This is a genomic window from Mycoplasmopsis agalactiae (assembly GCF_000089865.1).
GTDB lineage: Bacteria > Bacillota_I > Bacilli_A > Mycoplasmatales > Metamycoplasmataceae > Mycoplasmopsis > Mycoplasmopsis agalactiae_B.
This window is the reverse complement of sequence record NC_013948.1, coordinates 669,195-684,788: the sequence shown is the minus strand read 5'-3', so window position 1 is coordinate 684,788 and position 15,594 is coordinate 669,195. Positions and strand designations below refer to the sequence as shown.

At 35.9% G+C, this 15,594-nt stretch carries 9 protein-coding genes and 2 rRNA genes; 8 read left to right on the top strand and 3 right to left on the bottom strand.

Annotated elements, in window-relative coordinates; genetic code table 4:
- Positions 1–246: 246 nt before the first annotated feature.
- Positions 247–996 (bottom strand): variable surface lipoprotein promoter DNA invertase Mar, encoded by a 750-nt coding sequence (gene mar, locus MAGA_RS02935; protein ID WP_013022159.1) that lies wholly within the window; start codon positions 994–996, stop codon positions 247–249.
- Between the two features lie 281 nt (positions 997–1,277).
- Here mar and MAGA_RS04675 point away from each other — a divergent pair, with 281 nt between their 5' ends.
- From MAGA_RS04675 to MAGA_RS04745, 6 genes are all read left to right on the top strand, one after another.
- Positions 1,278–1,934, top strand: a complete 657-nt coding sequence (locus tag MAGA_RS04675) for a variable surface lipoprotein (protein WP_013022158.1) — start codon at positions 1,278–1,280, stop codon at positions 1,932–1,934.
- Between the two features lie 148 nt (positions 1,935–2,082).
- Positions 2,083–3,318 carry a variable surface lipoprotein gene (locus MAGA_RS04760; protein WP_013022157.1) on the top strand — a complete coding sequence of 412 codons (1,236 nt, stop codon included), beginning with the start codon at positions 2,083–2,085 and terminating at the stop codon, positions 3,316–3,318.
- A gap of 129 nt (positions 3,319–3,447) precedes the next feature.
- The gene (locus MAGA_RS04755; protein ID WP_013022156.1) at positions 3,448–4,311 is read left to right on the top strand and encodes a variable surface lipoprotein; all 864 of its coding nucleotides are present in this window, start codon (positions 3,448–3,450) and stop codon (positions 4,309–4,311) included.
- Between the two features lie 146 nt (positions 4,312–4,457).
- Positions 4,458–5,924, top strand: coding sequence for a variable surface lipoprotein (locus tag MAGA_RS04750; RefSeq protein WP_013022155.1), 1,467 nt, complete (start codon positions 4,458–4,460; stop codon positions 5,922–5,924).
- A 147-nt stretch (positions 5,925–6,071) separates the two neighbouring features.
- Complete coding sequence (locus MAGA_RS02910; protein ID WP_013022154.1) at positions 6,072–7,004, top strand: variable surface lipoprotein; 933 nt, start codon at positions 6,072–6,074, stop codon at positions 7,002–7,004.
- A 129-nt stretch (positions 7,005–7,133) separates the two neighbouring features.
- The gene (locus MAGA_RS04745) at positions 7,134–7,844 is read left to right on the top strand and encodes a variable surface lipoprotein (protein WP_013022153.1); all 711 of its coding nucleotides are present in this window, start codon (positions 7,134–7,136) and stop codon (positions 7,842–7,844) included.
- Positions 7,845–7,935: 91 nt separating this feature from the next.
- On the opposite strand, the gene MAGA_RS04740 is transcribed toward MAGA_RS04745, so the two are convergent.
- Both MAGA_RS04740 and MAGA_RS02895 read right to left on the bottom strand, forming a co-directional pair.
- Positions 7,936–8,637: a variable surface lipoprotein gene (locus MAGA_RS04740; protein WP_013022152.1), complete on the bottom strand. Its 702-nt coding sequence runs from the start codon at positions 8,635–8,637 to the stop codon at positions 7,936–7,938.
- A gap of 559 nt (positions 8,638–9,196) precedes the next feature.
- Positions 9,197–10,225 carry an IS30 family transposase gene (locus MAGA_RS02895; RefSeq protein ID WP_013021693.1) on the bottom strand — a complete coding sequence of 343 codons (1,029 nt, stop codon included), beginning with the start codon at positions 10,223–10,225 and terminating at the stop codon, positions 9,197–9,199.
- Between the two features lie 555 nt (positions 10,226–10,780).
- Here MAGA_RS02895 and MAGA_RS02890 point away from each other — a divergent pair.
- Both MAGA_RS02890 and MAGA_RS02885 read left to right on the top strand, forming a co-directional pair.
- Positions 10,781–12,294: ribosomal RNA gene (locus tag MAGA_RS02890) — 16S ribosomal RNA — on the top strand.
- 311 nt (positions 12,295–12,605) lie between these two features.
- Positions 12,606–15,491, top strand: a 23S ribosomal RNA gene (locus tag MAGA_RS02885).
- The 16S and 23S rRNA genes sit together here, the layout of an rRNA operon.
- Positions 15,492–15,594: the final 103 nt, after the last annotated feature.

The following is a 15,594-nucleotide window of genomic DNA, read 5'->3' as shown; positions in this document are numbered from 1 at the left end:
TGTACATAATTAAACTTGTACTTGCTGTGCAAATTTAGTTTTTTTTAAGTAAGCATATGTCAGTTGAATAACTAGTATTTTTGTCATTGCTAATCATATATAATTTAAAAGCCTTTCTTTTTAAGTTAGCTACTCAAATTTTAACAAAAGGCAATAGAAAGCACCGCAAGTTAACTTGTGGTGCTTTTTACTTCGTTAATGAATAGCTGTAAGTTAGAATATAAAGCTACGTCTTTCTTAAGCATTCTACTTACTATTAAGCATTATTTTTCTATAAATTCGATAGTTTTCATTTTCATCTAATTGCTGGTAGGCAAATGTAGTTGCTATACTAGAGTGCCCCATTTGCCTTTGCACCATTTTAGGCAATGCTCCTTTTTTTAGCATAAACGAAGCAAATGATCTACGCAATGAATGGGGGCTATATTCATTGCCTAAAAAATGCTTAATGGCCTTTGAAACAGTGATATACGACACTGTTTTGATTTTATCTTTAAACATCTTTAAGTTTTCATAAGTTTTAGCATTATAAAAAATTTGACGGTTTTTATTGCCCTTGCCATTAACATATATGCGCTTGTCTTCTTCATTAAGTGTTTTAAGTTCACCTATTCTAATTCCTGTTTCAAACATAAAGCGGATAATCAGTTTGTAAAACAATACTTTAGGCTTATCCTTATGCATAATATTAGTTCTTCTATATACTTGTGCTTTTGTAAGAACAGGTCTATAAACAGACTGCACAGGCTTTACTTTTAGTATCGCTATATCTTTATAGTTTTTCTTTTGATTACTAAATTTTAAGTATAAGGCATACACTTGCCTGTAAAGACGTTGTGTGTTTGCTTTAAGTTGCTGATTTGTTATTATTTTCATAATAGCAAGATGTTTGTTAGTTTCAATTGACAAAATATTCAAAAGAATATTTTTGTAAGCATCGATTGTGCTTTTTGCTAAATTCTTACGTTCGCAAAATGTGATAAAGGTTTCTACCATATTGACTCCTCTGTTTTTTGTTTTATTAGACTCTAATATTGATAGCCCATTTATATAAATAAGATTATGAATTGTCTAGAAAAATAGATGATTAATGCTCCAAAATTAGAGCCCAATAATTACTTATTTTAAACTTTGTTATGGTTTGCGATTCCCTTTTTGCATATTGGGTTGAATTTAACTGCAGAACTTATCATAAATTAATTACTTTTGATATTTATTAATAGATTTATAAAGCATTTTTAAGGCTATTTTATAGCCTTTAAAGAAAGGATAAATTTATGAAAAAATCAAAATTTTTATTACTTGGATCAGTAGCTTCATTAGCAGCCATTCCTTTTGTAGCGGCTAAGTGTGGCGATACTAAAGAAGAAGACAACAAGAAGCCAGCAGAAATGCCTGGTGGAGGTCAAAAAGATCCTAAAGCTCCGGCAGAAGGCGGCATGCCAGCTGACAAGGATAAAACTGAAAAAGATAAGACAGAAACAGAAAAATCTGATAAAGATAAGTCTAAAGAAGACAAAGACAAGGATAAAGATAAAAATACAAAAATTGACTTGTCGAAAATTAACACAAACTTAGGATACTTTCCAAAAGATGAAAAAACTAAAGCAGTTAGACAAAAAGATATAAAAGACAAGATTGTTAAGCTTTTAAATGGTCGACAAGATTTTAGTTTAGCTGTAGATTATGATAATCACAAAGCAAAAGTGACACTAGCAAATGGTCAAGAAATAACTTTTACATTCACAGATGAGCGTGAAAGAATGGCACAAGATACTGATGCTAGTGGTGCAGATATAAATTCAGGAACTAGATCAGTTCAACCAAGTGGAGCAACTCAACCAGGTAAACCAGGAGCTTCAACCCAACCAAGTGGCTCAGCACAACCAGGAAAACCAGGGGCATCAACCCAACCAAGTGGCTCAGCACAATAAAAAATTTTTATATAATTAGAACTAATTGTAGCAAACCAGCTTTTGGTTTGCTTTTATTTGCTATAAACTCACCACTTTTGATATTTATTAATAGATTTATAAAGCATTTTTAAGGCTATTTTATAGCCTTTAAAGAAAGGATAAATTTATGAAAAAATCAAAGTTTTTATTGCTTGGATCACTATCATCACTAGCAGCAATTCCTTTTGTAGCTGCTAAGTGTGGTGGCACTAAAGAAGAAGATAACAAGAAGCCAGCAGAAATGCCTGGTGGAGGTCAAAAAGATCCTAAAACTCCAGCAGAAGGCAGTCAAAATCCAGGAACTGAAGGTGGCAGCAATCAACAAGGCAGTGAAATAAATATTAAAGCTTTAAAAGATAAAATAAATTCAATTTGAGGCTTAGCTAAAGAATTTGAAGACCGTTTACAAAACTCATTCAAGGAAGGCGATTCATATCAATCAGTACTAGATAAAATTACATCAAAGCTAGGAGTTAAAGAAAAAGAACTTGTCAAGTTAGCTTCTGATGGTGATAAAAACAAGAAACTTGGCGTACAAGCACAACAAAAAATAAAAATTAAAGTTGGTGCTGAGGAATTAGAGCTTGAATTTGGAAAAGTATCCAATGCAAACACTGCAGAAACTAATTCAGAAACAACAAAGCAAACTTTAAACAAAGTTATAACAAAAACTGAATTAGGCGAAATTGCTAAAAAAGATTCTGATACTGTTAAGGCAGCATTGCTTGCAGCAGTAAAAGGATTAAAAATTGATGAACTAACAATTGATTTAGATCCAAGAGAAAACAAAGCTAAGGTTAAAGCTAATGCAAAAAGCACAAGCTACGAAGGTGAAGTTACAGTTACATTTACTGTAAAATCAAACAGTAGCGAAGGCACAACAACAAAGCAAACTTTAAACAAAGTTATAACCAAAACTGAATTAGGCGAAATTGCTAAAAAAGATTCTGATACTGTTAAGGCAGCATTGCTTGCAGCAGTAAAAGGATTAAAAATTGATGAACTAACAATTGATTTAGATCCAAGAGAAAACAAAGCTAAGGTTAAAGCTAATGCAAAAAGCACAAGCTACGAAGGTGAAGTTACAGTTACATTTACTGTAAAATCAAACAGTAGCGAAGGCACAACAACAAAGCAAACTTTAAACAAAGTTATAACCAAAACTGAATTAGGCGAAATTGCTAAAAAAGATTCTGATACTGTTAAGGCAGCATTGCTTGCAGCAATAAAAGGATTAAAAATTGATGAACTAACAATTGATTTAGATCCAAGAGAAAACAAAGCTAAGGTTAAAGCTAATGCAAAAAGCACAAGCTACGAAGGTGAAGTTACAGTTACATTTACTGTAAAAAAAATAGTTTAATCAAAACTTAACGTCAGCAATGTCTGACGTTTTTTATATTCTCATAAACTAACCACTTTTGATATTTATTAATAGATTTATAAAGCATTTTTAAGGTTATTTTATAGCCTTTAAAGAAAGGATAAATTTATGAAAAAATCAAAGTTTTTATTACTTGGATCAGTTGCTTCAATGGCTGCAATTCCTTTTGTAGCAGCTAAGTGCGATGGCACTAAGGAAGATGATAACAAGAAGCCAGGCGAAACTACTCCAGGTAATCCTACTGAAACACCAGGTGGAAGTCAAAATAACCCAGGAGGAAATCAAAATCCAGGAACTCCTATAACCCCAGAAAATCCTGCAAATGCATCTAAAACAGATATTAGTAAAAAATTAAGTGCTGACAATTTAAAAGATCTTGCTAAGAAATTAAAAGATGAATTTAATGAAAGTCCAAGTTATGACAATATACAAAAGGCACTTAGATTATACTTTAATGAAATTAAGAATAGTGATTTCTTGGTGCAAGGTTCTTCAGAAAAATTAGAAATAACAATTAAAGGAGATAGCGCTAAATTCCAAGGAACAATTATTCTTACAAAACAGTCAGGTCAGCCTTCGGGTGGATCAGATGTTACACCTCCTACATCAAATGATAATGGCGGAAAAGTAAAGGAACTTAAGGTAGAAACCGAAACATTAATTAAGGATTTGGAAACAAAAATTGAAAAAATTAATAAGGCTAAGTTTGACAGTAAAAAACTAGAAGCATTTAAAAAAGAAGGAAAAGATCTAGATTACATTGAATACTTAAAAGCTGATACATTTTCTAAATTGCAAAAAGAATTCACTGATGAATTAAAAGAATTTTTAGAATACTTTAATGAAGTGCTTGATGAAATTAAAAAGAATGAAATAAAATCTGATGATGCAAAAGATCTTTTAGAAGAATATAATGGAATTACTGAACTTATCAAAGAGCAATTTACTATCTTTGAAAAAGTATCAAATTAAAAGCTAACAATAAATATTTAATATAGAACGTCAGCAAATAGCTGATGTTTTTTTCTTTTCATAAACTCGCCACTTTTGATATTTATTAATAGATTTATAAAGCATTTTTAAGGCTGTTTTACAGCCTTTAAAGAAAGGATAAATTTATGAAAAAATCAAAGTTTTTATTGCTAGGATCAGTATCATCATTAGCTGCAATTCCTTTTGTAGCTGCTAAGTGTGGTGATACTAAAGAAGAAGACAACAAGAAGCCAGCAGAAATGCCTGGTGGAGGTCAAAAGGATCCTAAAACTCCAGCAGAAGGCAGTATGCCAGCCGACAAGGATAAAACTGAAAAAGATAAAACAGAAACAGAAAAATCTGATAAAGATAAGTCAAAAGAAGACAAAGACAAGGATAAAAGCAATAATACAAAAATTGACTTGTCAAAAATTAACACAAACTTAGGATACTTTCCAAAAGATGAAAAAACTAAAGCAGTTAGACAAAAAGATATAAAAGACAAGATTGTTAAGCTTTTAAATGGTCGACAAGATTTTAGTTTAGCTGTAGATTATGATAATCACAAAGCAAAAGTGACACTAGCAAATGGTCAAGAAATAACTTTTACATTCACAGATGAGCGTGAAAGAATGGCACAAGATACTGATGCTAGTGGTGCAGATATAAATTCAGGAACTAGATCAGTTCAACCAAGTGGAGCAACTCAACCAGGTAAACCAGGAGCTTCAACCCAACCAAGTGGCTCAGCACAACCAGGAAAACCAGGAGCTTCAACTCAACCAAGTGGCTCAGCACAGCCAGGTAAACCAGGAGCTTCAACTCAACCAAGTGGTTCAGCACAACCAGGAAAACCAGGGGCATCAACCCAACCAAGTGGCTCAGCACAGCCAGGTAAACCAGGAGCTTCAACTCAACCAAGTGGTTCAGCACAACCAGGAAAACCAGGGGCATCAACCCAACCAAGTGGCTCAGCACAACCAGGAAAACCAGGAGCTTCAACTCAACCAAGTGGCTCAGCACAGCCAGGAAAACCAGGAGCTTCAACCCAACCAAGTGGCTCAGCACAACCAGGAAAACCAGGAGCTTCAACTCAACCAAGTGGCTCAGCACAGCCAGGTAAACCAGGAGCTTCAACTCAACCAAGTGGTTCAGCACAACCAGGAAAACCAGGGGCATCAACCCAACCAAGTGGCTCAGCACAGCCAGGTAAACCAGGAGCTTCAACTCAACCAAGTGGTTCAGCACAACCAGGAAAACCAGGGGCATCAACCCAACCAAGTGGCTCAGCACAACCAGGAAAACCAGGAGCTTCAACTCAACCAAGTGGCTCAGCACAGCCAGGAAAACCAGGAGCTTCAACTCAACCAAGTGGCTCAGCACAGCCAGGTAAACCAGGAGCTTCAACTCAACCAAGTGGTTCAGCACAACCAGGAAAACCAGGGGCATCAACCCAACCAAGTGGCTCAGCACAACCAGGAAAACCAGGGGCATCAACCCAACCAAGTGGCTCAGCACAACCAGGAAAACCAGGAGCTTCAACTCAACCAAGTGGCTCAGCACAACCAGGTAAACCAGGGGCATCAACCCAACCAAGTGGCTCAGCACAATAAAAAATTTTTATATAATTAGAACTAATTGTAGCAAACCAGCTTTTGGTTTGCTTTTATTTGCTATAAACTCACCACTTTTGATATTTATTAATAGATTTATAAAGCATTTTTAAGGCTATTTTATAGCCTTTAAGAAAGGATAAATTTATGAAAAAATCAAAGTTTTTATTGCTTGGATCAATATCTTCACTAGCGGCAATTCCTTTTGTGGCTGCTAAGTGTGGTGAGACAAAGTCTGAAGAAGAAAAGAAACCTGAAGTAGATAAGAAACCAGGGGAAGGAAAAGAGCCTGACCAAAATACAGATCAAGGTAAAAATCCAGAAACTGACACAACACCTGCAAAGTCAACTAAGATTGACTTAAGTAAACTTGAAACAAATATTCAAAATGAACTAGAAAAGCTTGCTAAGAATGGCGTTTCACCAGAAAGTGTGTTAGATATCCTAAAAAAAGTAAGCGGGTTAGAAAAATTAACATTAGGCGACTTTTCAGCAGTCGAATTCAAGGATAAAAAATTAACAGTTAAAGCCCACAAAGATTCAAAATTAATTACTGGTGAGTATGAGTTTAAAGTACAATCAATATCAAACAAAGATCAACTTTTAATGCATAAGAACAAAATTAAAGAATTTGTGTTTAAAAATCTTAAAGAATTAAATGTAGAAAACCCAAGTCCTGTAACAGATTTTGAGGGAATGTTTAAGGATTTAGATATTGATAATGCAAAAACTAAGGATGATTTCGCAAGAATAAAGGATGATTTAAAATATCTATTTGCACAATGATATAGTTCATTCGAGGAGTCTCCATTTGGATTTGACTATAGTGAATCAGAGCACAAAAAAGACGATAAGAATATCAGCGAGTCAAATGGAGGTAATCCATATGTACATGTAGCTCGTGAATTAATTACAGAAGTTGAAAAAGAAATTAACAAAAACAAAGATAATGAGTATGAAATTTTTGCAACACTAAATTATGATGTTCAATTAGCTAAAGAAGCAATAGAAAAGCAAGTTCAAGAACAAAACCAAGAAATTGAAAAATTGTTTCAACCAATATTAAATAGCTTTAAGTAATAATAATTTTATGCAACCAAGGGGGTTGCATTTTATTTTCAATATAAACTCACCACTTTTGATATTTATTAATAGATTTATAAAGCATTTTTAAGGCTATTTTATAGCTTTTAAAGAAAGGATAAATTTATGAAAAAATCAAAGTTTTTATTACTTGGATCGCTGTCTTCATTAGCAGCAATTCCTTTTGTAGCTGCTAAGTGTGGTGAACCAAAGGCTGAAGAAGAAAAGAAGCCTGAAGTAGATAAGAAACCAGGAGAAGGAAAAGAGCCTGGCCAAAATACAGATCAAGGTAAAAATCCAGAAACTGACACAACACCTGCAAAGTCAACTAAAATTGACTTAAGTAAACTTAAAACAAATATTCAAAATGAACTAAAAAAGCTTGCTAAAAAAGATGTTCTTTCTGAAGATGTTATAGATGTTTTAAAGAAAGCTAAAGGACTAGAATCTGTTAGATTAGGTGATTTGTCAAAAGTTGAATTTAATGAAACAGATAAAAAGCTCACAATCGAGGCACACAAAGATTCAAAATTAATTACTGGTAAGTATGAATTTACAGCACAATCAAAAACTGACACAACACCTGCAAAGTCAACTAAAATTGACTTAAGTAAACTTGAAACAAATATTCAGAATGAACTAAAAAAGCTTGCTAAAAAAGATGTTCTTTCTGAAGATGTTATAGATGTTTTAAAGAAAGCTAAAGGACTAGAATCTGTTAGATTAGGTGATTTGTCAAAAGTTGAATTTAATGAAACAGATAAAAAGCTCACAATCGAGGCACACAAAGATTCAAAATTAATTACTGGAAAATATTCGCACAGTGAGAAAAAATAAAAAACATTAAATATTAAAAAAACGGGTTGCCTCGTTTTTTTGAATTTTGATGTTTATAAAAGTTTTTATTTTTTAAATATTTTTTTGGTTGTTACATCTTACTTAATAAAAGTGTTCCCCTAAAAGGATTTGAACCTACACCAGTAGCTGTTATTTTCAATTTATCTTTTGAACCTTGTACCAAAATGTGCTTTTTATTTAATCCCTTAAAGTGTTTTTGCAGCTCTTTAACTATATTGTCATAGCTTGGGTTTTCTGAAAATTCACCCTTTAACTGTTTTGATAGTTCTTTTTTAGTTTTTTCATCTAGCTTGCTTATGTCAGTTTTGGTTGACTTTGCAGAGCTTTCGCCATTGTTATTGCTTAATAAAAGTGTTCCCCTAAAAGGATTTGAACCTACACCAGTAGCTGTTATTTTCAATTTATCTTTTGAACCTTGTACCAAAATGTGCTTTTTATTTAATCCCTTAAAGTGTTTTTGCAGCTCTTTAACTATATTGTCATAGCTTGGGTTTTCTGAAAATTCACCCTTTAACTGTTTTGATAGTTCTTTTTTAGTTTTTTCATCTAGCTTGCTTATGTCAGTTTTGGTTTCTTCTTTAGGCGATGCGTTAGTTTCTGGATTTTTACCTTGATCTGTATTTTGGCCAGGCTCTTTTCCTTCTCCTGGTTTCTTATCTACTTCAGGCTTCTTTTCTTCTTCATCCTTTGTTTCACCACATTTAGCTGCTACAAATGGAATTGAAGCTAAAGAAGCAACCGATCCAAGTAATAAAAACTTTGATTTTTTCATAAATTTATCCTTTCTTAAAGGCTATAAAATAGCCTTAAAAATGCTTTATAAATCTATTAATAAATATCAATTTATTATATGATGCATTAAGTGCTAAATTAATAGCAAATTTAAGCCATTTAATTAAAACGCTACAATCTGCCACTGATTACAACTTATGAAGTTGTATGTAGTTTTTTAGCGCTTAATATATTCATCAATAGATGACAACATTATATAAAAAAAAAAAATAGCAAAAATTTTTTGTTGCCTAGTTTCTGTGTTTGTTAAAGCAGCAAAAATAATTCGTTTTGTATAAGTTATAAATTGTCATTTTGAAAATATAATCAATTGAAAATATATTTCTAATAATAAAACATATTTTGTTAGAATATAGAGAAATACAAAACAGTTATGAAGCTATAAATTCTTAAAGTAAAAAGCGCCTTTTTTGAGTATCGGAAAAATAATACCAATTTTTGGAAGTTCTAACAAGAGAATGACTAAAAGAGTAAAAAAAAATAAAGAAAAGATACTTTTGAGTACTCAAAAGTGCGGAATTTTGTGTTGATGTTAATTTTTATTGCATTTGCTTAGCACATTTAAAGCCAGAAATTCCTTTATAAATTCTTGGGTGTGAATTTATAAAATCTGCTATTGGTTTTAGATCTTGACCAACATATCTATCTATAGATTTTCCTTTTGGAACGTATCTTCTTAATAGTCTATGAGCATTTTCGATACTACCTTTTTCTGATGATGAATAAGGGTGGCAATGAAAAATTTCTCTGATATATTCTATCTCTGGAAGTTTGTAATTTTCACTTCCGTTATCAATAGTTAATGTGTCAATAATAAGATTATTGTTCTTAATCAATTTCTCTAAATTTTCTTTTATTGCTTTTGCATTTCTTCTAGATAGAGTGCAATAAAACATTCTAGATTTTCTGTTGATTAATGTAAGAATGCAATAATTATCAGATCTTAAACCAATTACAGTGTCCATTTCATAATCGTTGTCATTTAATCTTAAATTAACTGATTCTGGACGTTCAGTAATAAGTTTGCCTATTGTCTTTTTCTTGGTTTCGTGCTTTACAGTTGTGCGGCTTCCATATTTGCCATTTGATTTATATGGAAGAATATCTAATTTTAGACCAAAAGTACTATGTTTAGCCAATATACGGTAAAAGTTTTGAACTGATGGAATATATGAATTCTGAAGTTTTCCTTGTGCTTCTAGTTTTCTTATGTATTTAAAAATAATGCTAGCAACAGACTGTTTAACGGCTTTATTTTCCAAGTTAAAACTATTTCTATTCTTTAAATAAAAGTATAGTAACTGCTCGTAAAACTTAAAAAAGTCAATGTGCTTCATCAGCAATTTAGGATTGTTTTCTAATCTTTTTGAATCGTTCCTTGTTTCAATTAAGTTTAAAAATTTGAGAGCACTAATTACATATATCGTTTTGCCTTTTAAATCCATACCACACAATTTACATTTCTTTTGGTATTTAGCATAACCACGCTTTGTCTCAATTTTAATTCTGTCAAATAAGTTATAAATTGATCTTGATTTAAACCCTACGATGTTAGAAACAGTTTTCATATCATAGCCTGCAATTAGTCTTTCAAGAATTTCTTTAAGTCTTAATGGGCTAATGTTATTTTTATTGGTTTTGAGATTTGACTTAGTTAGTATTTCATCTCAATGTGTTTCATCAATCACATAATGTACATAATTAAACTTGTACTTGCTGTGCAAATTTAGTTTTTTTTAAACAAGCATATGTCAGTTGAATAACTAGTATTTTTGTCATTGCTAATCATATATAATTTAAAAGCCTTTCTTTTTAAGTTAGTTACTCAAATTTTAACAAAAGGCAATAGAAAGCACCGCAAGTTAACTTGTGGTGCTTTTTACTTCGTTAATGAATATTGCAAAATTATTAGCTTTTTTATTTGGCTTTTATTTCAATTAGTGTATATTATTTTTAACGCGTTTTTGAGCGCGTTATTAATTAACTACACTTACATTATGCATAAAATATTTTTTAAAAAAATATTTCAAAAAAATTAATTAAGTGTATAATAAATAGGCAACCTTTTTGAAGGTTGAAAAATGTTCTTTGAAAACTAGATATATATAAACATGACAGTCAATTTTTTCGAGAGTTTGATCCTGGCTCAGGATGAACGCTGGCTGTGTGCCTAATACATGCATGTCGAGCGATGATAGCAATATCATAGCGGCGAATGGGTGAGTAACACGTACTCAACGTACCTTTTAGATTGGGATAGCGGATGGAAACATCCGATAATACCGAATACTTATTATTTTTGCATGAAAGTAATATAAAAGGAAGCGTTTGCTTCGCTAGAAGATCGGAGTGCGCAACATTAGCTAGTTGGTGAGGTAACGGCCCACCAAGGCGATGATGTTTAGCGGGGTTGAGAGATTGATCCGCCACACTGGGACTGAGATACGGCCCAGACTCCTACGGGAGGCAGCAGTAGGGAATATTCCACAATGGACGAAAGTCTGATGGAGCGACACAGCGTGCAGGATGAAGGCCCTATGGGTTGTAAACTGCTGTGGTTAGGGAAGAAAAAGTAGCGTAGGAAATGACGCTACCTTGACGGTACCTGATTAGAAAGCAACGGCTAACTATGTGCCAGCAGCCGCGGTAATACATAGGTTGCAAGCGTTATCCGAAATTATTGGGCGTAAAGCGTCTGTAGGTTGTTTGTTAAGTCTGGCGTTAAATTTTGGGGCTCAACCCCAAAACGCGTTGGATACTGGCAGACTAGAGTTATGTAGAGGTTAGCGGAATTCCTTGTGAAGCGGTGAAATGCGTAGATATAAGGAAGAACATCAATATGGCGAAGGCAGCTAACTGGGCATACACTGACACTGAGAGACGAAAGCGTGGGGAGCAAACAGGATTAGATACCCTGGTAGTCCACGCCCTAAACGATGATCATTAGTTGATGGGGAACTCATCGACGCAGCTAACGCATTAAATGATCCGCCTGAGTAGTACGTTCGCAAGAATAAAACTTAAAGGAATTGACGGGGATCCGCACAAGCGGTGGAGCATGTGGTTTAATTTGAAGATACGCGTAGAACCTTACCCACTCTTGACATCTTCTGCAAAGCTATGGAGACATAGTGGAGGTTAACAGAATGACAGATGGTGCATGGTTGTCGTCAGCTCGTGTCGTGAGATGTTCGGTTAAGTCCTGCAACGAGCGCAACCCTTATCCTTAGTTACTACCATTTAGTTGAGCACTCTAAGGAGACTGCCCGAGTAATCGGGAGGAAGGTGGGGACGACGTCAAATCATCATGCCTCTTACGAGTGGGGCTACACACGTGCTACAATGGACGGTACAAAGAGAAGCGAAGTGGTGACATGGAGCAAACCTCAAAAAACCGTTCTCAGTTCGGATTGAAGTCTGCAACTCGACTTCATGAAGTCGGAATCGCTAGTAATCGTAGATCAGCTACGCTACGGTGAATACGTTCTCGGGTCTTGTACACACCGCCCGTCAAACCATGGGAGCTGGTAATGCCCGAAGTCGGTTTATTAAGAAACTGCCTAAGGCAGGACTGGTGACTGGGGTTAAGTCGTAACAAGGTATCCCTACGAGAACGTGGGGATGGATTACCTCCTTTCTACGGAGTACACTTGTCTTTTAATACTATAAAAAAGACTTATAACCAAAATCAATAGACCTGTTTTATTTAATATTGTCATGGCTTTTATTAATAGGTCAAAAGTTATATATCTAGTTTTGAGAGAACATTTCTCTCATATGTTCTTTGAAAACTGAATAGTAAAATATTTTTCGATATTTACAACGACATCAAAAATCAAATTAATGGTTAATTTGTTTTGATTCATCGAGTAAGTCATATTAATAATATGATTCATTGAAATGTCTTAAAATACACATCTAAAACTAACAACAATAGGAAAATACTACTTTTAAATAAGGAAGAGTTTGTGGTGGATGCCTTGGGTCTGGAAGTCGATGAAGGACGTGATTACCTGCGATAAGCCTCGTAGAGCTGGAAATGTGCTATGAAACGGGGATTTCCGAATGGGGAAACCTAACTATGGTAATGCATAGTTGCTTATGTCTGAATACATAGGACATAACGCGAGACACCTTGTGAACTGAAACATCTTAGTAGCAAGAGGAAAAGAAAATAAATAATGATTTCTTTAGTAGCGGCGAGCGAACGAGAAAGAGCCCAAACCATTTTAAATGGGGTTATAGGACAGACTACATAGAGTTACAAAATTTAATAATAGCAGAAGCTTTTGGGAAGAAGCGGCACAGAAGGTGATACCCCTGTATGCGAAATTATTAAATCTCTTGACTGTATCCTGAGTAGGGCGGGGCACGTGAAACCCTGTCTGAATTTGCCGGGACCACCCGGTAAGGCTAAATACTAACCAGACACCGATAGCGAACTAGTACCGTGAGGGAAAGGTGAAAAGAACCCCGAGAGGGGAGTGAAATAGACTCTGAAACCACTTACTTACAATTAGTCAGAGCCCGTTAATGGGTGATGGCGTACATCTTGCAGTATGGACCGGCGAGTTACTTTAGCATGCGAGGTTAAGCGGATAAAAGCGGAGCCGTAGAGAAATCGAGTCTTAATAGGGCGATTAGTATGCTTGAGTACACCCGAAACCAGGTGACCTATTCATGAGCAGACTGAAACTTAGCTAACCCTAAGTGGAGGGTCGAACCGTAGTACACTGAAACGTGCCCGGATGACTTGTGAATAGCGGAGAAATTCCAATCGAACTTGGAGATAGCTGGTTCTCCTCGAAATAGCTTTAGGGCTAGCGTGTAGTGTTAAATAATGGTGGTAAAGCACTGAATATGGAATGGCCTCGCCTAGAGGTACTGACTATAATCAAACTCTGAATACCATTATGAATTGCTATGCAGTCGGAACCGGGGTGCTAACGTCCCGGCTCGCGAGGGAAACAACCCAGATCGTCAGCTAAGGTCCCAAAATCGTGTTAAGTCAGAAAGGTTGTGAGGTTTCATAAACAACTAGGAAGTTGGCTTAGAAGCAGCCATCTTTTAAAGAGTGCGTAATAGCTCACTAGTCAAGAGACCTTGCGCCGACAATGTAACGGGAGTAAAACACGATACCGAAGCTACGGGTACATTTATGTACGTTAGAGGAGCGTTCTTAGGGCAATGAAGCTAGACTGTAAAGACTAGTGGAGCGCTAAGAAGTGAGAATGCCGGTATGAGTAACGATTCGTAGTGAGAATCTACGACGCCTATTGGGGAAGGTTTCCTGGGCAAGGTTCGTCCACCCAGGGTTAGTCAGGGCCTAAGGCGAGGCTGAAAAGCGTAGTCGATGGACAACAGGTTAATATTCCTGTACTTTCTTTAATTGTGATGGAGTGACGGAGAAGGATAAGCATACCTATTATTGGATTTAGGGGTAAGTAGTTACTGGTGATTGTAGGCAAATCCGCAATCTATAACCGGGAGCTATGATGCATAGGACAATTGTCTGAATTTGCCAATTCCATGCTTCCTAGAAAAGCTTCTAAACTTAATGTTATTGAAACCTGTACCGAGAACGGACACACGTCCCCAAGATGAGTATTCTAAGGCGAGCGAGAAAACTAGTGTTAAGGAACTCTGCAAAATGACCCCGTAAGTTCGCAAGAAGGGGCGCCTATGGTAACACATAGGCCACAGTAAATTATGAGGGGCAACTGTTTATCAAAAACACAACTCTCTGCTAAACCGCAAGGTGATGTATAGGGGGTGAAGCCTGCCCAGTGCCCGAAGGTTAAGTGGATGCGTTAGCTTATGCGAAGCGTTGAAATGAAGCCCGGGTGAACGGCGGCCGTAACTATAACGGTCCTAAGGTAGCGAAATTCCTTGTCGGCTAAATACTGACCTGCACGAAAGGCATAATGATCTCTCAACTGTCTCAACACTAGACTCGGTGAAATTATGGTCCCAGTGAAAACGCTGGGTTCCCGCATCAAGACGAAAAGACCCCATGGAGCTTTACTATAACTTCGTATTGGAATTTGGCCTAACATGTGTAGGATAGGTGGGAGACTTTGAAGCTGAGACGCTAGTAGCAGTGGAGTCAACCTTGAAATACCACCCTTGTTATGTTGAATTTCTAACTTACCATCATAATCAGGTGGGAGGACAGTGCGTGGTGGGTAGTTTGACTGGGGCGGTCGCCTCCTAAAGAGTAACGGAGGCGTTCAAAGGTACACTCAGTACGGTCAGAAACCGTATGTAGAGCGCAAAGGCAGAAGTGTGCTTGACTGCGAGACTTACAAGTCGAGCAGGTGCGAAAGCAGGACTTAGTGATCCGGCTGTACATTGTGGAATGGCAGTCGCTCAACGGATAAAAGTTACCCTGGGGATAACAGGCTAATCTTGCCCAAGAGATCACATCGACGGCAAGGTTTGGCACCTCGATGTCGGCTCATCGCATCCTGGAGCTGGAGTCGGTTCCAAGGGTTGGGCTGTTCGCCCATTAAAGCGGTACGCGAGCTGGGTTCAAAACGTCGTGAGACAGTTTGGTCCCTATCTGATGTGGGCGTTGGAATATTGATGAGAGCCGCTCTTAGTACGAGAGGACCGGAGTGGACGTACCGCTGGTGTTCCAGTTGTTCCGCCAGGAGCATAGCTGGGTAGCTAAGTACGGAAAGGATAACCGCTGAAAGCATCTAAGTGGGAAGCCTCCTCAGAGATTAGTATTCCCTTGAAATTCCTTATAGACTATGAGGTTGATAGGCTGGATGTGTAAGCACAGCAATGTGTTGAGCTGACCAGTACTAATAAATTGAAAGGTTTAAAAGTAGAGATGTTGATTAAGACATTTCAATGAATTATATAAATTACTATTCAGTTTTCAGAGAATATATTAGTGCGCAGGCACTTTTTTTATTAGCAAATAAGACTT